Below are 18979 nucleotides of genomic sequence, written 5' to 3' on the forward strand. Positions count from 1 at the left end.
TTGTGATTCACCTCTTTGAGGTGTCTGAAACGTACAGATAATCACAAGCATTGAGCACTTTATCCACGGTTGAGCAATAATGAAACGAACACTTTATGACAAACTCTGGGATGCACATGTTGTGCATGAGGAACCAGACGGTACCGCTATTCTTTATATCGATCGCCATCTCCTACACGAGGTGACGAGTCCTCAGGCGTTTGAGGGTCTAGAGCTTGCTAATCGGAAGCCATGGCGAGTCAGTGCCAACCTAGCGGTTGCTGACCATAACGTGCCCACTGTGAATCGTGAAGATGGCATTGATGATCCGATTTCTCGTCTTCAGGTCGATACACTCGATAAGAACTGTGAAGAGTACGGCATTATCGAATTCAAAATGAATGATTTGCGCCAAGGGATTGTGCACGTCATTGGGCCTGAACAAGGTGCAACGCTGCCTGGTATGACAGTGGTCTGTGGTGACTCGCACACCAGTACCCATGGTGCTTTCGGTGCGCTGGCGCATGGAATTGGAACGTCAGAAGTTGAGCACGTTCTGGCTACACAAACGCTGTTGGCCAAAAAGAGCAAAAACATGCTCATTAAGGTTGAAGGTCAATTGCCTGAAGGCTGTACGGCCAAAGATCTGGTGCTACACATCATTGGTGTGATCGGTACGGCGGGTGGCACAGGTTATGCCATCGAATTTGCCGGTAGCACAATTCGTGATCTGTCCGTCGAAGGTCGTATGACCGTCTGCAACATGGCGATTGAAGCGGGTGCCCGCTCCGGCATGGTGGCGGTCGACGATAAAACGATTGAATATTTCCGTGGTCGTCCTTTTGCACCGATTGGTGCAGCCTGGGATGCCGCAGTCGAGTACTGGCGTACATTGACTTCAGATGAAGGTGCGCATTTTGATGCAGTTGTTGAAATCAATGCAGCCGATGTTCAACCCCAAGTGACCTGGGGGACATCGCCCGAAATGGTGCTGCCAATTGATGCCCGCGTACCTGATCCTGAGAAAGAGAAAGATCCGGTTCGTCGCAGTGGTATTGAGCGTGCCTTGGAATATATGGGTCTGGAACCCAATATGCCCTTGACCTCGATTCGCATTGATAAGGTCTTTATTGGTTCCTGTACTAACTCGCGTATTGAAGATTTGCGTGAAGCTGCAGCGGTTGCACGAGGCAAGCGGGTGGCCGACAGCGTGATTCAAGCCATGGTGGTGCCAGGTTCTGGTCTGGTGAAAGCCCAAGCAGAAAAAGAAGGTCTGGACAAGATTTTCTTGGCAGCTGGTTTTGAGTGGCGTGAGCCAGGTTGCTCTATGTGCTTGGCGATGAACGCCGATCGTCTAGAGCCGGGTGAGCGTTGTGCTTCAACGTCCAACCGAAACTTTGAAGGACGTCAGGGACAGGGTGGACGCACACATCTGGTGAGTCCTGCGATGGCGGCTGCCGCTGCAATTGCCGGTCATTTTGTCGATGTTCGTTCCATCAACTGAGGTTAATTATGCAAGCATTTACCATTCATAAAGGTTTGGTGGCGCCACTTGATCGTGAGAACGTCGACACCGACCTGATTATTCCGAAACAGTTTTTGAAATCCATTAAACGCACAGGCTTTGGTCCAAACTTGTTCGATGAGCTGCGCTACCTCGATCACGGTGAACCCGGGATGGACAACAGCAAGCGTCCATTGAACCCTGACTTTGTGCTCAATCAGCCACGTTATCAGGGCGCCTCTGTTTTACTGGCGCGTAAAAACTTTGGATGTGGCTCTAGTCGTGAGCATGCGCCTTGGGCTTTGTTGCAATTTGGTTTTAGAGCCGTGATTGCACCATCATTTGCCGATATTTTCTTTAACAACTGCTTTAAGAATGGTTTGTTGCCGATTCGTTTGAGCGAGTTTGAAGTGGCCCGTCTCTTTGACGAGGTGAATGCCAATATTGGCTATGAGCTCACCATTGATTTGCCTGAGCAGCTGGTGCGCACACCGTCTGGTGATGCGTTTTCTTTTGAAATTGATGCCTTCCGTAAGGAAAGTCTGTTGAACGGCCTAGACGACATTGGTCGTACCTTGGCCTATGCAGACAAAATTCGTGCTTTTGAGGCTGAGCGCCTTGCCAAGCATGCCTGGTTAGATGTGCAACCCGTTGGAGTTCGTTCATGAGTCATTTGATTGCAGTTTTACCCGGTGATGGGATTGGTCCAGAGATTACGCAACAAGCTGTCCGTGTCCTGGAAGCACTGGGATTGCCTTTGACCATGGAAACGGCCCCTATCGGTGGGGCAGCGTACGATGCGCATGGTCATCCGCTGCCTGCGCAAACATTGGATCTGGCGAAACGATCCAGCGCCATTTTGTTTGGTGCTGTCGGTGACTGGAAATATGACTCATTGGCTCGTGAGTTGCGTCCTGAGCAAGCCATCTTGGGTCTCAGAAAAGAGTTGAGCTTGTTCGCTAACTTGCGTCCAGCCATGTTGTTTCCTGAACTCGCGAACGCGTCCTCACTCAAACCTGAAATCGTGTCCGGACTGGATATTCTGATTTTGCGTGAACTGACAGGCGATATTTATTTTGGTCAACCACGTGGTCTGCGCACCGCAGGTGAAGGTCCGTTTGAAGGTGAGCGCGAAGGTTTCGATACCATGCGTTATGCAGAAAGCGAGATTCGTCGTATCGCAAAGCTCGGTTTTGAGGCTGCACAAAAGCGCAATCGCAAGCTGTGCAGTGTTGATAAAGCCAACGTGCTGGAAACATCTCAATTGTGGCGTGATGTGGTGATCGAAGTGTCTAAAGATTACCCAGATGTCGAGTTGTCACACATGTATGTGGATAATGCGGCCATGCAATTGGTGCGCGCGCCACGTGAATTTGACGTGATTGTGACCGGAAACCTGTTTGGTGACATTCTGTCCGATGAGGCTGCGATGTTGACGGGTTCAATTGGTATGTTGCCATCGGCATCCTTGAATGCCTCCTCACAGGGTTTGTATGAGCCCATTCACGGCTCTGCGCCCGACATTGCAGGTCAGAACAAAGCCAATCCGCTGGCCACCATTTTGTCAGCTGCCATGTTGTTGCGTTACTCCTTGAATGAAGAGGCTGCAGCTGTCCGTATTGAGAATGCTGTCAGAAAAGTTCTCGCAGATGGTATTCGCACGGGCGACATCGCTGAAGCAGGAATGCAACAGGTCGGTACACAGGAAATGGGGGATGCGGTTCTAGCGGCGTTATGATAGAGGTCTCTTTATCACGACAGATAGGAACTCAACCTGTCTGTCACGCAACTAATCGGGAAATGGAATGAAGCACTCTGTCGGATTTGTAGGATGGCGCGGGATGGTGGGTTCTGTGCTCATGCAACGCATGCAGCAGGAACAGGATTTTGCCAAACTGAATCCAGTCTTTTTTTCAACAAGCAATGCGGGTGGTCGCGCACCTGAGTGGGCTGGCGCAGGCACACTAGAAGATGCTTATGATTTGGATGCATTGCGTGCTCTGCCCATTATTGTGACCACACAGGGTGGCGACTACACCTCGGCGGTTTATTCAAAACTGCGTGATTCGGGCTGGAAAGGTTACTGGATTGATGCGGCTAGTACCTTGCGCATGGATGACGACAGTGTGATCGTGCTGGATCCGGTGAACCGTGATGTGATTGATGCCGCACTCGACAAAGGTCAAAACGTCTTTGTGGGTGGTAACTGCACCGTCTCTTGCATGATGATGGGTCTGGCAGGTCTCTTTAAAGCCGGTTTGGTCGAGTGGATGACCAGCATGACGTATCAGGCCGCTTCCGGCGGTGGTGCGCAGCACATGCGTGAACTTCTGACTCAGTTTGGTCTGATTAATCAAGAAGTTTTAGATGGGCTGAAAGATCCTGCGAGCGCCATTCTTGATATTGATCGTGGCGTGTTGGATATTCAACAAAGTGATCGCTTGCCAGCAGACCACTTTGGAGTGCCTCTGGCCGGTAACCTGATTCCTTGGATTGATTCTGATCTGGGTAACGGCATGTCCCGTGAAGAATGGAAGGCAGGTGTTGAAACCAATAAAATCTTGGGTCGTTGCGCAGCGGGTTTAGCGCCAATTCCCATTGATGGCTTGTGCGTACGGATTGGTGCTATGCGCAGCCACAGTCAGGCTTTGACCATTAAGCTCACCCGTGATGTGCCATTGGATGAGATCGAAGCATTGATTGCACAAGGCACGAATTGGGCCAAAGTGATCCCGAATGAACGTGAAGCGTCCATGCGTGAACTCACTCCCGTTGCTGTCACAGGCACGTTAGATATTCCAGTGGGTCGTTTGCGTAAACTGGCCATGGGCCCGCAATACCTGAGTGCTTTCACCGTGGGTGATCAGTTGCTTTGGGGTGCTGCTGAGCCATTGCGCCGCATGTTGGGTATTTTGTTGCAACGTCTGTAAAACACGCGTTGTCAATAGAACAGGAGCGAGCGTGTTTAGAGCACGCTCTTGTTCGTTGTGAAGGGTGTCGAGCCGTGTTGTAACATCCTTGTCATCAATGACAAATTTTTCTTTATTTCTGGTGGTCGTCGTATGAATAAGCACAATATGGTGCAAGCGCTTAATAAACAGAAACAGGCAGTCCTAAAACAAACAACCCATGGCTTCAAACAGACGACCGTGAAGCGCACACTGAAATGGTCACTGAGCCTAGCGCTGGCTTTTGGGGTGTCCACGAGTGCAGCTGCGCTAGAAGTAGGACGCGCCCATTTGGCATCACAAGCGGGTGAGCCTTTGCTTGTCATGATTCCGGTCCGTGACTTAAGTCCAGAAGATGCATCAGCCCTGAGTGTGCGAATTGCTGATGCTGCGCAGTGGACTCAGGCAGGCCTTACACCACCGGCTGATTTAAATACAATCCAAGTACAGATTGTGCCGGGTCAGGGCCGTCAGACGCGTTTTATTGAATTGCGTGCACCGAGTGCGCCAAGCTCGAATGTGGTTGATGTGCTCTTGGATTTGCAAAGCGCAACGACCAGTCGCCGAATTCAATCCAGCATGATTGCACCAGGATTTGATCAAGCTCAGGGTGTTCGCACATCCGGTCACGTGCATAATGTGATGCGTGGCGATACCTTGTTTGATATTGCGCGCCAATATGGCACACCGGGTGCCGATGTTTATCAAACATTGTGGGCTCTGTATACGCTGAACCCCAAAGCCTTTTTATCGAACAACATGAACTTGCTCAAAGCCGGCAGTTCACTGAGCATCCCATCTGCAAACGACGTCAAACAAATTGATCGGCAATTTGCGCGAGCGCAATTCCAGGCCCATCTGAAAGCGTTTCAGAGTGGGCGAGGACGTACGGCGACCGGTACGCAGGTTATCCCTAGTCAAGATCAACGTGCGCCTGTTGCCCAATCAACCACAGGGACAGTTGAAGCAGAAAGCCAAGTTCAAGAAGCCGGCGCGGTTCGTGACAAAGTTCGTTTGACCTCTGCTGATCAGTCGAGTCCTGCCCATCAAGCCAATGTGCAAGCAGATCAGGCTGTCAGTGCGTCACTGGAACGTCAGGAACTGGTCGACCAAGTCACTGAACTAGAGAGAAACGTTGCGGCTTTGAAAGGTGCGTTGGCCGCCGCTGGTTTGGCAGATCCCACGACCTCAACGACAAAAGGTCAGGCACAAGCCGGAGCAAACAATTTAAGCGCTGCGGGAGATTCAAGTGCAGTCGGTGCTTCAGCAAGTACCTCAGCAGGGGGTGCTTCGACTTCGTCAGGTGCCGCTGACGCCTCGCTTTCTTCCAATGCGTCTTCTTCCACGAATACGCCTTCCTCTTCTTTTGCCTCTGCCTCTGCTTCAACATCGGGTCAGACAGGCGTTGAGGGAGTCGGGGCCGAAGGTGCAAAAACAGGTGATGCATCAGGACAGGCTTTGGCAGATGCTTCATCGACCGGGACTACATCTTCAGGCACATCATCGGCGGATAGTGCGTCCGCATCTGCTTCTGCATCGTCCTCAGAGCCATCAAAGGCTGATGGCGCAAAACCAGCCAGTGAGGGGACATCTGGACGGGCTTTGGCAGACGCCGCGCCTGATTCAAATGCATCAACGACAGCACAACAATCTGCTTCAGACAGTCCGGTTGAGCAGGTTCGTCAGTGGGTTTCTGACAACATGCTCGCGACTGGCGCTTTAATTTTGGCGTTACTTGCTTTGCTTTTTGCAGCTGCGACTCGCTCAAAAGCTGCCCGTCAGGCTCAGCCAGAACAAGATGTGGCGCAGGCCAAAGCGTTTGAAGAGAAGTTGAGTCAAATCAATCTAGATCTTGATGAGCCTCAAGACCCTGATACACAAGCTAAGGCCGACCAGAAACCATCGTGATAGAAGGGGCTGTGTCGGATAGAATGGATGGTCGCCCAATGCAGCGTGTTGCGTTGGGCGTTGCTTATGATGGTTCGTCTTGGCGCGGCTGGCAAACCCAGCCGGGTGGGCAGACCATACAAGATCAGCTAGAAAATGCTTTGCACCAGTTTGCAGGTCAGCCGTTACCCACAATTTGCGCGGGACGCACGGATACGGGTGTACACGCTTTAGCACAAGTTGTGCATGTGGATGCACCGTTTGAGCGCACTGAATATGCATGGATACGTGGTTTAAATCGATACTTACCTGACAGTATTGCGGTGCAATGGGCGCAACCTGTGTCAGTAGAGTTTCATGCGCGGTTTTCTGCGCAACGTCGTCGTTATACCTACCTGATTCTGAACCGTGCGCATAGACACCCGTTGTGGCAGACCCGTGCTGGCTGGTGTTTTAGACCGCTTGATGAAACCGTCATGCAACAAGCTGCCAATCTGTTGTTGGGTGAGCATGATTTTTCAAGTTACCGGTCATCAGAGTGCCAGGCCGCCAGTCCGGTACGCACGATGTATCAAATTCAGATTCACAGGCGTGGCGAATTACTCGCACTGAAATTTGAGGCCAATGCGTTTTTACATCACATGGTCCGAAACTTAGTGGGCGAGTTGGTGTACGTTGGTCATGGACGACGCAGTTTGTCAGATTTTGAGCGTATTTTGAACGCCCGTGATCGCACTTTGGCAGCTCCGACCTATTCAGCAGCTGGTTTATATTTGACCGGTGTGACGTATCCGCAGGAATTGATTGCAATGCCTGCGCAATCGGATGATTTATTAGCGCTGTAATCCTGAAAGTTATTTAGTCTTTAGGAGACTTTACGTTGGATCAGACACAAAAAACAATCGGGCAACCTGTCACGCGTCTTAAGTTCTGTGGTTTTACGCGTCAAGAAGATGTGGCGCAAGCGATTGCGGTCGGTGCGGATGCGTTGGGCTTTGTATTTTATCCAAAAAGTCGACGTTATGTCTCGCCGCAACAAGCGCGTGAACTCACAGCGAATTTGCCACCGTTTGTGACGACTGTGGCCTTGTTTGTGGAACCTGAGCCGGAGTTTGTGCAAGAAGTTATCGAGCAGATGCATCCCGGACTTTTACAGTTTCACGGGGATGAGTCGCCGCAAATGTGCCAACAATTCGACTGGCCTTATCTGAAGGCGTTTCGCGTAGGTGCACCGGGTTTGGAGACTGGGTCGGAAATTGAGCAGTTTTGTTTGCAATACCCGAAAGCGAGTGGTTGGTTGTTTGATAGCTTTACACCGGCATATGGTGGTAGTGGTCACGCGTTTGATCAAAACCTACTCATGCAGGTTGCGCAAAATCCAGAAGCACGCCCTTTGATTTTGTCGGGTGGATTGCAGGCTGATACAGTGGGTGGATTTATTGAACAGTTACGGCCCTGGGCTGTGGACGTTAGTAGTGGGATTGAAGACAGTCCTGGTGTGAAGTCTGCTCAAAAAATGCAGCGCTTTGCAAGTGCTGTACATCAAGCATCCATGCGACTTTGAAGCTGCGACGCATGTGTTGTTTCAAGGCTGCTTGCATTCTTTATTTTGATTTGTTATAGTTATGTTCTTCAGGCGGTTAGCTCAGTTGGTTAGAGCGCCACGTTGACATCGTGGAGGTCGTTGGTTCGACTCCAATACCGCCTACCAAATACAGATCCCTGCGACGGAAACTTCGTAGGGATTTTTTATTGGACTATTACTAAGAATAATGGTGTTGTGTTTATGCTTAGGTGGGTTTAATAGCTGGACACGTAGAACATCTTTCGATAGAATGTCGCCAGACTTATCGGGTTTTATAAGTCTTTCAGACGCAGGTTTATGCTCCAAGAACACCAGTCAGAAGCTGGCGGCTCCGACCTGCCGAACACAAAGTTGTTGCATTGTGTTCAATCTGTAAGGCGTAATGCCACATGAAAAACTTCTTCTCTTTTTCGGCTCGGCCGATTATCAAAAAACACTGCAAGTTAGCTTCTGTACGGATTTGGACTCTTAGGTCAAATTCATCCGTACGAGCAATATCTCAACAAACAGTTCGTTTCAATCAAAACGACGAGACCATAGGCGGTTTAATGACTCGTGGTTTATGTCGATTTGTTCAGCATTTTTGGTTCAGTTTGAACCGATATGTTGACATTTTGATGCGTTCGTTTAGGCAATCCTTGATCCAATTGAATGACAATTCCTGTTTGACTCTAAATCAAAACCAGTGTTGCGTCAGATGAAATGTAGTTTAAGGTTTGTAAAATCTGGTCTGCAAAGTTCGTTCTAATAAGATCAAAAGCGATTTGAATCAAACAGAATTCAATTTTCCTGTTGTCACAAACTTGTGTAAGCCGCTAAAACTGAAGTAAGTCATTTTGATTGCAAGAATTGTCTTTGTTCTGATGCTTTGTGAGCGATAAATCGATACTTATCAATCTCATACAAATTCCAAATATTGGTATTGAGTTGGAGTCTGCAGTTGTTATGAAAAACACACTTTTAATGTCTGCGTTACTGGCCGTATCTGCAGCGCAATTGACCCACGCACAAACCACAACTAATTTAACGGAAGTGGTTCAACAAGCCGTTTTGTCTAACCCTGAGATCCGAGCCCAGTTTCATGACTTTCAATCGGCACTCGAAGGTCAGAAAGTTCGTCGTGGCGCTTTGTTGCCTGAAGTGAATGCCAGCGCCTGGGTCGGTCAAGAATGGCGTGGCAGCGGTAGTGGTCCGAATGCCGGTTCATCAAACTGGTCACGTCATGGTTATAGCTTGCAATTAAGGCAATTATTGTTTGATGGTTTCTCGACTTGGAATGATGTTAAGCAGTTGGGTTTTGAGAAGCTCGCGGAATATTTCGATTTATTAGCGACCGTGGATAAAGTCGCGTCCGAAGCGGCGATGGCTTATTTGGATGTGCAGCGCTACCGTGAGCAAGTTAAACTCGCCGAAGATAACTACCGAGTTCATCAGAGAACTTTGGGTCAGCTCAATGAGCGCAGTGCATCTGGTGTGGGCAAAGGTGTAGACAGGACCCAAGCGCAGGGGCGTTTATCACTGGCACAATCCAATCTGATGGCAGCCAATGGCAATCTGAATGACGTGACCGAACGTTTCCGTCGTATTGTCGGTTTGATGCCTGCCGATACTTTGTTGCCTGTGGGTGATGTCTCCAAATCAATTGTGCGTGGACAGAAAAACTTTTCAACTTCCATGCGTAATAATCCCGGCTTGCTCTCTAAACAAGCTTTGTTCCAAGCAGCTGATGCCGGTGTCGATTCCGCACGCGGTAAGTTTTCACCTACCGCTGAGCTTCGCGCTGCAACCGGTAAAGACCGTGGCAAGCCCGATGATATTTATCGCGATGCACACAGTTCGAACGTTGAGTTGGTTGTGTCGATGAACTTGTATCGTGGTGGTTCCGACAGAGCCCGTGTCAGGCAAACGGTCGCACAAACCTATGCTGCTCGTGATGTACGTGATTACACATGTCGCAATCTGCAGCAAGATTTGTCTGTTGCCTGGAATAACATGGCGCGTTTAAACGAGCAGATTCCATTTTTGCGCCAGCACCAGCGTTCGACATCAAGCGTGCGACATGCTTATTCGCAGCAATTTCAGATCGGTGAGCGTTCTTTACTCGACTTACTCGATACTGAAAACGAATTGTTTGATGCGCGTCGCACGCTCGTGGATGCAGAATATAATTTGAAGCAGGTTCAGATGAATTGGTTGACCTTGTCGCATGAGTTGTTGCCAGCCCTGAAAGTTGCTCAGCCTTATGAAGAGAAACCTTCTGAGTTTCGTGAGTTGGATTTACCGTCAGAAGCAATTGACGTGTGTGCTCAACCCTTGCCCGATACGACGAACCTCAAACCCGTGCGTGTCCAGTATCGTGACAATATGCAGCCACCTATCATTATGCAGACTGAACCAATCACTCAAAACTGAGTTCGGAATTAGCTCACAGCAGAGGCGTGCATGACAGACAATCGAGAAGATGAGAATCAAGGCTTTCAGGAACTCGACGTTGAATTTATTCGAGTCCTCGAAGATTTGATTGATGTACTTGTTTCGAACGGCACGTTACGTTTGACGGACTTGCCTGCCGATGCGCTGCAAAAGCTCTCGCAGCGTAAGCAGGCACGGACACGACTTCGCGATGCTTTGGATTTGATCGAAGATGAAGAGGATGAAGGCCTGCTGTGAGTAACAAGAATTCCGAGACGCTCAATGATGTACCTCTACATTTAGTCCATGACGATCCGTTGCTGTCTTGTCTGGTTGAGTTGACCCGTTTTCATGGTCATCCATGTTCAGCGCAGCAGCTTTCGGCGGGTCTGCCGTTGGTGAACAATGCATTAACGCTTTCTTTGCTGCCTAGAGCCGCTGAGCGTGCGCACATGAGTGCGCGTATGCAGCGGCGCAAGATCGGGTCGCTTTCTGTGGAGCTTTTGCCCGCGATTTTGATTTTGAATGACCAGCGTGCTTGTTTGCTCTTTGCCGTTGATGAACAAAAATGCGTGGTGCAATTTCCTGAGACGGGTGCACAAGAAGAAATCGAGCGAGAAAGACTGGAAAGTCTATACACCGGACTGGTTTATTTTGTGAAACCTTTGTTCCGTTTTGAGCAACGCTCAAAAGATACGGATCAAGACGATGGAAAACACTGGTTTTGGAAAGTTGTTTTTGAGAATAAACGACTTTACCGAGATGCGTTGATCGCCGCTTTGCTGATTAACGTGTTCGCGTTGGTGATTCCGCTCTACACCATGAACGTCTACGATCGTGTGGTTCCAAATAACGCGATTGAAACCCTGTGGGTCCTCTCAACGGGGATAGCCATTGTCATTATTTTTAATCTTGTCCTGACGACTGTACGCTCTTATGTGGTCGATATGGCGAGCAAAAAAATTGATATCAAGCTATCCGCACGCATTATGGAGCGCGTGTTGGATTTGCGCATGGAAAGCCGCCCAGTCTCGGTTGGGTCGTTTGCCTCCAATCTGCGTTCATTCGAATCGGTGCGTGACTTTATTGCCTCAGCGAGCATGACGACTTTGGTTGACTTGCCGTTTGTAGTGTTGTTTTTAGCCGTGTTGGGCTGGATTTCACCGTATCTGGTAATTCCGCCTTTGGTTGCGATTGTGGCAATCTTGGTGGTGTCGTTTGTGACACAAGCGCGCATGAAAAAACTGATTGCCGAAACGTTTCAGGCCAGTGCGCAGCGCAATGCCACTTTGGTTGAAGCTTTGTCTGGATTAGAGACCATTAAAACACTGAATGCGCAAAGCTCAATTCAGCGTAAATGGGAGTCGTCGACAGAATTTTTAGCGCAAATTGGCTCTAAAACAAAGCTCCTATCCTCGAGTACTGTGTCGTTTGTGCAATCTGCTCAACAACTGGTGACGGTTGGGGTGATTATTATCGGGACGTTTTTGGTTCAAGATGCCATGTTGTCGATGGGGGGGATTATTGCCTCATCCATGATTGCCGGGCGTTGCTTGGCCCCATTGGGGCAGGTTGCGGGTCTGATGATGCAACTTCAGCACGCCCAAACGTCACTCGAGTCGATCGATGGCTATATGAACATGCCCATTGAAAGACCGCGTGAGCGCAACTTTGTGCAACGTCCGCGTTTTGAGGGGGCGATTGAACTGCGTGATGTGAGTTTTACTTATCCCAATGTGGAGCAAGCTTCCCTGTCGGATGTCAACTTAACCATTAAGGCCGGTGAAAAGGTCGGCATTATCGGACGTATCGGTTCCGGTAAAACGACTCTAGAAAAATTGATTTTAGGGTTGTATGCGCCAACCAAAGGGGCTGTGTTGATCGATGGGATCGATATTCAGCAGATTGACCCTGCAGATTTGCGTCGCTCCATCGGACATGTGCCTCAAGATCCAGTTTTGTTTTATGGCACGTTAAAGCAGAATATTTTGATGGCCGCACCGTTTGCCACCGATGAGCAAATGCTGCAAGCAGCCCGTACGGCTGGTATTGATCAATTTGCGGCCACCCATCCCGACGGGTTCGACATGCTGATTGGTGAACGCGGTGATTCGTTGTCAGGCGGACAACGCCAGACAGTGGCTGTGGCGCGTGCATTGATTAATAATCCACCGATCTTTCTACTGGATGAACCCAGTAGCAATATGGATAACCAGAACGAAGCAGCTTTAAAACGCCGTTTGAAAGAGGCAGCTAAAGACAAAACGATGGTGCTGGTCACACACCGAACCGCGTTGCTTGATTTGGTTGACCGTCTGATTGTGATGGACAGTGGTCGTATTGTGGCTGATGGACCTAAAGCACAAGTGGTCGAAGCCTTGCGTGAAGGTCGGATTGGACGAGCAAGGAGGGCTGGCTAATGTTTCAATGGCAGCGTTCTTTTTGGTGCTTAAATCCACTGTCGTTTGGTGAAACATCCAGTCAAACACAAGCCGACAAGGATGAACTCTATAAAACACTGGATGAGCAACAGGCCCGTGGGGCACGTTCTTTATTGTGGATTAGTTTGTTCGCCATTGTGGCTTTGGTGGCTTGGGCGACCTATGCGTACATTGATGAGGTTGTTCGAGGTGAAGGCAAAGTCGTGCCGTCACGTCAGGTTCAGATCATTCAGAGTCTGGACGGTGGGATTGTGGAAGAGATTCTCGTGCGTGAGGGTGAGCGCGTCGAAAAAGGGCAAGTTCTCTTGCGCGTAGATCCCACTCGGTTTTTCTCAACCCTTGGAGAAAACAAAGCAGAGCGTCTTGCACTGCTAGCCAAAGCGGCGCGTTTGAAAGCACTGGCCAACAATGAAGCGTTTGAAGATCCGCAAGAAGTTTTGGCAGAAAACCCAGAGTTGATTGCGCAAGAGCGTCGCGTTTGGGAAACCAAAACTGAAGAGATGCAGGCCACGATTAATCAGGCTTCCGATCAGTTGTTACAGCGTCGTAATGAATTGCTGGAAGTACAGGCGACCCATGAACAAGCGGTTGAAAGCTGCGAGCTCACAACTCAAGAGTTGTCTCTGACAGAGCCGTTGCTGCGCAGTGGTGCGGTGTCTGAAGTGGATTTGATTCGCTTGCGTCGTGAGAAAGTGCGTATGTGTGGTGAAGCCAAATCAACAGCCGCGCAGCTTGAGCGAATTCGCGCATCAATTGCTGAAGCTGAGAGCAAGTTAGTTGAATCGAGTCTAAGCATGCGAAATCAGGCACGCGTTGAATTGTCCGATGTGAAATCGCGCTTGTCGGCTTTGCGTGAAGAGCATGTTGGCTTGGCAGACCGCGTGCGTTTGGCCGAGATTCGTTCGCCGGTCAATGGCACCGTGAAGTCGCTCATGGCCAATACCTTAGGTGGCGTGATTCAGCCGGGTAAGGACATTATTGAGATTGTGCCGTTAGATGACACTTTGTTATTGGAAGTCAAAATTCACCCACGTGACATTGGTTTTTTACGACCCGGCCAGAAAGCTGAAGTGAAATTTACAGCTTACGATTTTGCGATTTATGGCGGCCTCGAAGGTGTGGTTGAACAAATTGGTGCAGACACCATTACGGATGAACAGGGAAATTCCTTTTATCTCGTGAGAGTGCGTACCGACAATGCGTTTGTTCGCGATGATAGTTTGCCTATTCTGCCTGGTATGGTTGCTGAAACGCACATTATGACGGGTAAAAGAACGGTGATGCAGTATTTGCTCAAGCCGGTGTTGCGAGCTAAATCCAACGCCTTTACTGAGCGTTAATTGAGTGGAGTTCTGTGGATGTTGAAGGCAGATGTGCTGATGTTGACCCGCGATGATGCATTGTGGCGTCATTGGCAAAAGATTGACAATAAAAATTGGCATGCAGTTCGTGGTCAATCTTTCGAGGATTTAAAAGCATGGGAAGCGCAGGAACATGCGCTGGTGTTGGTCGATGCAGATTTACCCGATTTGCCTGCTTGGGATGACCCAGCAGTTGCGACAATGTTTCAGCCACTCAAAGTCATTGTCGCCACAACACAGACTACAGATGAACAGGCTAAAGCCGTGCTCAGTGCGGGGGCGCGTGGTTATGTGCATGCGTATAGTCCAGCGATTGCATTGCGCACGGTCCTGCAGACGGTCCAGCAGGGTAGTGTTTGGATGGGGCCGACGTTGTTGGCTCGTTTGTTGCGAGGCATTGACACGCATGTGCCCAAAGATGATGCAGGTGCTTGGGCTGAGATATTGAGTCCGAGAGAAAAAATTGTGGCCGAACGTGCTGCAATGGGGCATAGCAATCAAGCCATTGCCGATGCTTTGCATATTACGGAACGGACTGTACGTGCGCATTTGTCGTCGGTTTTTACCAAGCTGAATGTGTCTGATCGTTTGGCACTCGCTTTGAGAGTCCACGGTATTCGTTAAAAGACGCACTTTTTTGCTCGAGCGTGATCATGATGGTTTCTAACAGAGTTCGTCCGTCACCATGGATATGGTGGCATACTCTGTGGATTGATCATCAGTCTGCAAGCGACGTTCTGCCATGGCTTGATGATCAACCTTCAGGGTTGCTGGGCAGATTAAAAGCGAATATGAATCGACCGCGCTATCTCGCACGTCTTTGTGTCAAATTGATTCTGATCGCTTTGTGCGCTCTGAGTCTGACGCTTGACGTCGCGGCCCTGCAGTTTGAAGCGCCTGCGATCGTTCAATACACGCAGACCGAATATGGTCAAGACGCAGCCCGTCGGGTGCAGAACTGGTTAACCGCACTCACGAATCATCAGAATAAAAAAGAAGCTGATCAGCTGCGCGAGGTCAATGGTTTTTGGAATCAGCATGTTCGGGGTGCGGAAGATATCGATATTTGGGGTGATGTCGATTATTGGGCCACACCGATCGAAACACTCTCAAAAGCAGCAGGCGATTGTGAAGATTTTGTGATTGGCAAGTATTTTTCTTTGCTTCATCTCGGCGTTGACCCAGAAAAACTCAGATTTATTTATGTTCGTGCGCAGCTGCCGGGCAGTACGCCCAAAGGGATTGCGCATATGGTGTTGGGCTATTACGCTGAACCTGATGCAGAACCCTTGATTTTAGATAATTTAAATAAACGAATTTTGCCTGCAAGCAAACGTAAAGATTTAAAACCAGTGTTTAGTTTTAACGCTGGTGGTCTTTATGTGCCTGGTTCTGCGGGTTCAGAATCAGTCAACCGGATCGGTCATTGGCGAGACCTTCTGCGTCGCATGCGTCTAGAGGGATTTGAACCGTGATAAGCACCCCCATTGTGAGGATTTGAACCATGACTCTATTGCGTCAACTTTTGGCGAGTGTCACCGTTGCAATTCTGTTAATTCTGACATTTGCTGTCGCCTTTAGCACCTATGGTGTGCGTGGATATCTGAATGAACAGCTGCACGCTGATAGTGAAAACGCTGCGACTACGCTGGCGCTTTCAATTGCAGGTGCAGATGATCAGGATGTTCAGACCTATACGCTCTTTGTGGCCTCACTGTTTGACTCAGGTCGTTTCAAAAAAGTGGAAATGGTCGATACCAAGGGCCAGGTTCTGGTTTCCAGAGAAAGCCATGCTGTGAGTGAAGACGGTCCACCTGCTTGGTTCTCTCAATTGCTGCCACTCGAAACCCCTTTGGCTCAACGCGCTGTCTCGACAGGCTGGATGCAGGTTGGCAAGGTGATTGTGATTGCAGACGACAGCGAAGCCCGGGAAGCGCTCTGGCAAACCACATTGCGTATTGTGTTGTGGGGATTGTTGACAGGCGTTTTATGGGCGATTTTTGTGTGGTTCACCGTGCACTGGATGCGTACCGCTTTGCGACATGAAATTACGCGTCAAGTCGATGCCATTGTGGAAGGTCGTACTGAAATCACGCCTGTGACTTCGACGGTGATTGCTGATCTACTACCACGTGAACAAGTGCTCGTGAAAGCCCGAGAGCGTGTGTATGCAAGCCGTCAGGAAGCCACCGCTCGTATCCAAAGTTTGACCATAGAAGTTAACCAAGATCCGGTCACGCAATTGCCCAACCGTCGTTACTTTATTAACGAATTGCGCCGATCTTTAAGTACGGATGCGGATCATCAGAAAAACACCACCGACGTACACCAAAATATGGGCTTTGTTCTTTTGGCGCGTCAGCGCGATTTGGGACAGATTGCGGCGGCACTTTCCCATCAAGAAGTGGATCAATGGTTGTATGAAACAGGCCAGTTACTGATAGAGGTCGCCAATAGCTTTAAAGACTTGAATGTTGAGATTGGTCGCTTGAACGGCTCAGACTTTGCCGTACTCATGAATGGTGGATCCGGACCGGATGTGATGTTGCTTGCGCAAGAATTGCGACGTGCGTTGATGACGCGTAGTGCCAAACTGGCACCACGGTTGCAGGCACGCTGGGCGTTTGCCATGACCGATTATGAACGGGGCAATGAGTTGCCGGAAGTGTTTGCCCGTCTGGATAATGCACTTATGAAGTCAGAAAGTGCAGGCCATGGGGAAATCGAAACCTTGTTGCTTGAAAGTGCAGCGGCTGATGATGACGATCAGGTGATGGCAGGCGCAAAATGGCGCCAACGTCTTGAGGAGGCGCTTTCCAATCACTCTGTTCAGCTGTCGTGTCAGCTGACAACCTATGTGTCTATACAGGGCGATCCTATTGAGACACATGATGCCAGCCTGACCTTATTGAATCCGCATGATCCGGATGCAGCGCCTTTGTCAGGGTTTGTGTTTTTTCCCGTGGCTGTTCGCATGGGTTTATCAGGGGCGTTTGACCTCAAAGCACTCAAATTGGCCTGTGAGTGGCTGGGTCATCAGCAAGGGCAGCTGGTGATTCGTTTCTCTGTGCCTTCCCTGCTGGAAGATGATTTTGCGGACAAGGTTCGAGGGTTTTTATCAGAGCATCCACAAACCGAATGGTCACGATTGGTGGTCGAACTCGATGCCTGGGCGTTATCGGCCTATCCATCTGAAGTGGGCCTGATGAGTGACATCTTGCGCGAAGCAGGTGTGCGAATCGGTTTACGTTCTGTGAATCAGCATATGGACGTGATTGCGCACTTGGAAGGCTTGCCGTTGGCTTATCTGAAAGTGGCGGGTGGCTTTATGAGCGAGCCGCAAGTCACGCAGGGTGGACTCGAATTGTTGTCGGCTTTACTTAAAACGGCACAAAGTATTCAGGTGCGTGTGTTGTCTGAACCAGTCCCTTCGACTGCACTGCTTAATTTGTTAGAGCAGGGTGGCGTTTATCTGAGAGAGTGATGTTTTAAGCATTTTTTTGTAAACAGCGTTTTTTTAGACGTTTTACTCAACTGGCATGATAAATTAATCATAGTCTGGTGGTAACTGTGCAATGGTTTTCTGGTTGCGTTGTGATCAGAGTTTTGTGCGGTTATTTCAACATGATTGTGATTTTTATTTCAAAACTGTTTAGGAGAACGTTTTATGAATATTAACCACGCTGTTGTTAAAGCTTTCGAAGATAAAACTCTGAAAGAAATTGCCGATGCACCTGTCTGGGCATTACAAGGCTTGTCTGAAGATGATGCCGAGCATTTAAAAACAGCTTTTAACGTCAAGACGGTTCGTGATTTTGCAAAGTTGAAATATGTACTCTGGGCACAGGCCATCGTGACGTTGGCGGATAAAGAAGAGTAAATTGTGTGGTTCTGATTCATCAGAATCACCATTCAGTCATCAAATATAGGCTGTGGTGAGAATAAGCCCCAGCCTTGTCTTTTGGGTCGGAGGCAATGATGCGTAAACGTATAGTGGTTGCGGCTTTAGGACTGTGTGCGTTGAGTCTGTCTAGTGTGGCACAGTCTGGTGTGTACACCGATAAGCTGAGCGAATGCCTCATCGAATCGACTTCAGAAAGGGACAAGCGTGACATGATGGTCTGGATGTACGCGAGTTTGTCTCGAAACCCAGCCATTGCCGCCTATTCAACGTTTACCGCTGCAGATCGTGCGCGCATCAGCCAAAAAATGGCAAAAATGATGGAGCGACTGGCCACAGAATCGTGTCCGCATGAGTTATTAGCCGTTGTCGAGCACGAGAGTGAAGCCGCCGTTGAAATCGCGTTTGAATCGCTGGGTGGCGCTGCTGCGGCACAGCTCATGATGAATCCAGAGGTGGAAGAAGGCCTCATGGAATATGAGCAATATTTTGATGAAGCCCGCGTGGCACGTTCGCTTCTAGAAACCATGCTGCAGGCCCAATCAAAATAATCAAAATGGTTCAAACCATGGTTGATTGCGAAGAAACCGCGCCCTTTGTCACGGTTTTTTGATTACGCGCGCTCTGCGTAACGATCCCAGTCGATCAGATTTTCTAAAAGCAAAGCCAGTAAGATCCCCACGAGTAACCCACTTGAGGCCAGTGGACGAATGACATCTGGAATAGACAGAAAGGCTTCGGCGGGCAGTGTCATGATCACAATGCCAACAAACAATGGAATCGCCACCCGATAGATATTCAATGTCTCTAGCTTAATTTGCCGGAAAAAACGCAACGCAGAATTCAGTAGCAGCAAATAAGGGGCAAACAACACAGCCGAGCCGATGCTTAGTGGCAGCAGTGAAAAGAAGTGCCCGATGGGGGTGATCAGCCCCATGAACACAAACAAAATACCACCTAG

17 protein-coding genes and 1 tRNA gene are annotated in these 18979 nt (G+C 49.3%); 17 read left to right on the top strand and 1 reads right to left on the bottom strand.

Annotated elements, in window-relative coordinates; translation table 11 throughout:
* Positions 1-79 precede the first annotated feature (79 nt).
* The 17 genes from leuC to ACOI06_RS12270 all read left to right on the top strand — a co-directional run bounded on the left by leuC (position 80) and on the right by ACOI06_RS12270 (position 18569).
* Complete coding sequence (gene leuC / locus ACOI06_RS12190) at positions 80-1483, top strand: 3-isopropylmalate dehydratase large subunit (RefSeq protein WP_420662866.1); 1404 nt, start codon at positions 80-82, stop codon at positions 1481-1483.
* Positions 1484-1491: 8 nt separating this feature from the next.
* Positions 1492-2151: a 3-isopropylmalate dehydratase small subunit gene (leuD, locus tag ACOI06_RS12195; RefSeq protein WP_420662867.1), complete on the top strand. Its 660-nt coding sequence runs from the start codon at positions 1492-1494 to the stop codon at positions 2149-2151.
* Positions 2148-3221: a 3-isopropylmalate dehydrogenase gene (leuB, locus tag ACOI06_RS12200; RefSeq protein ID WP_420662868.1), complete on the top strand. Its 1074-nt coding sequence runs from the start codon at positions 2148-2150 to the stop codon at positions 3219-3221. Before leuD ends, leuB begins: the two co-directional genes overlap by 4 nt.
* Before the next feature lie 67 nt (positions 3222-3288).
* Positions 3289-4413 (top strand): aspartate-semialdehyde dehydrogenase, encoded by a 1125-nt coding sequence (asd, locus tag ACOI06_RS12205; protein WP_420662869.1) that lies wholly within the window; start codon positions 3289-3291, stop codon positions 4411-4413.
* Between the two features lie 132 nt (positions 4414-4545).
* Positions 4546-6339: a FimV family protein gene (locus ACOI06_RS12210; RefSeq protein ID WP_420662870.1), complete on the top strand. Its 1794-nt coding sequence runs from the start codon at positions 4546-4548 to the stop codon at positions 6337-6339.
* Positions 6340-6362: 23 nt separating this feature from the next.
* The gene (gene truA / locus ACOI06_RS12215) at positions 6363-7163 is read left to right on the top strand and encodes a tRNA pseudouridine(38-40) synthase TruA (RefSeq protein ID WP_420662871.1); all 801 of its coding nucleotides are present in this window, start codon (positions 6363-6365) and stop codon (positions 7161-7163) included.
* A gap of 35 nt (positions 7164-7198) precedes the next feature.
* The gene (locus ACOI06_RS12220) at positions 7199-7882 is read left to right on the top strand and encodes a phosphoribosylanthranilate isomerase (protein WP_420662872.1); all 684 of its coding nucleotides are present in this window, start codon (positions 7199-7201) and stop codon (positions 7880-7882) included.
* A gap of 70 nt (positions 7883-7952) precedes the next feature.
* Positions 7953-8029 (top strand) — tRNA-Val (locus tag ACOI06_RS12225).
* Between the two features lie 819 nt (positions 8030-8848).
* Entirely contained in the window at positions 8849-10315 is a 1467-nt protein-coding gene (locus ACOI06_RS12230) for a TolC family outer membrane protein (protein WP_420662873.1), read from the top strand.
* Positions 10316-10345: 30 nt separating this feature from the next.
* A complete protein-coding gene (locus tag ACOI06_RS12235) occupies positions 10346-10573 on the top strand; it encodes a hypothetical protein (protein ID WP_420662874.1) in 228 nt (75 codons plus the stop codon).
* The gene (locus ACOI06_RS12240) at positions 10570-12735 is read left to right on the top strand and encodes a type I secretion system permease/ATPase (protein ID WP_420662875.1); all 2166 of its coding nucleotides are present in this window, start codon (positions 10570-10572) and stop codon (positions 12733-12735) included. The genes ACOI06_RS12235 and ACOI06_RS12240 overlap by 4 nt, the downstream gene beginning before the upstream one ends.
* Positions 12735-14096 (top strand): HlyD family type I secretion periplasmic adaptor subunit, encoded by a 1362-nt coding sequence (locus ACOI06_RS12245; RefSeq protein ID WP_420662876.1) that lies wholly within the window; start codon positions 12735-12737, stop codon positions 14094-14096. Before ACOI06_RS12240 ends, ACOI06_RS12245 begins: the two co-directional genes overlap by 1 nt.
* 18 nt (positions 14097-14114) lie before the next feature.
* The gene (locus tag ACOI06_RS12250) at positions 14115-14741 is read left to right on the top strand and encodes a LuxR C-terminal-related transcriptional regulator (RefSeq protein WP_420662877.1); all 627 of its coding nucleotides are present in this window, start codon (positions 14115-14117) and stop codon (positions 14739-14741) included.
* A gap of 29 nt (positions 14742-14770) precedes the next feature.
* Complete coding sequence (locus tag ACOI06_RS12255; protein WP_420662878.1) at positions 14771-15592, top strand: transglutaminase-like cysteine peptidase; 822 nt, start codon at positions 14771-14773, stop codon at positions 15590-15592.
* Positions 15593-15621: 29 nt separating this feature from the next.
* Positions 15622-17601: a LapD/MoxY N-terminal periplasmic domain-containing protein gene (locus ACOI06_RS12260; RefSeq protein ID WP_420662879.1), complete on the top strand. Its 1980-nt coding sequence runs from the start codon at positions 15622-15624 to the stop codon at positions 17599-17601.
* A 183-nt stretch (positions 17602-17784) separates the two neighbouring features.
* Positions 17785-17997, top strand: coding sequence for a hypothetical protein (locus tag ACOI06_RS12265; RefSeq protein ID WP_420662880.1), 213 nt, complete (start codon positions 17785-17787; stop codon positions 17995-17997).
* 98 nt (positions 17998-18095) lie between these two features.
* On the top strand, positions 18096-18569 hold the full coding sequence (locus ACOI06_RS12270) for a hypothetical protein (RefSeq protein WP_420662881.1): 474 nt from the start codon (positions 18096-18098) through the stop codon (positions 18567-18569).
* Between the two features lie 62 nt (positions 18570-18631).
* Here ACOI06_RS12270 and ACOI06_RS12275 read toward each other — a convergent pair.
* On the bottom strand, positions 18632-18979 hold a 348-nt coding region (locus tag ACOI06_RS12275), incomplete at its 5' end, for a purine/pyrimidine permease (protein WP_420662882.1).

Origin of the sequence: Orrella sp. 11846, assembly GCF_048820935.1 — a bacterium.
In the GTDB taxonomy this organism is placed as follows: Bacteria; Pseudomonadota; Gammaproteobacteria; order Burkholderiales; family Burkholderiaceae_B; genus Algicoccus.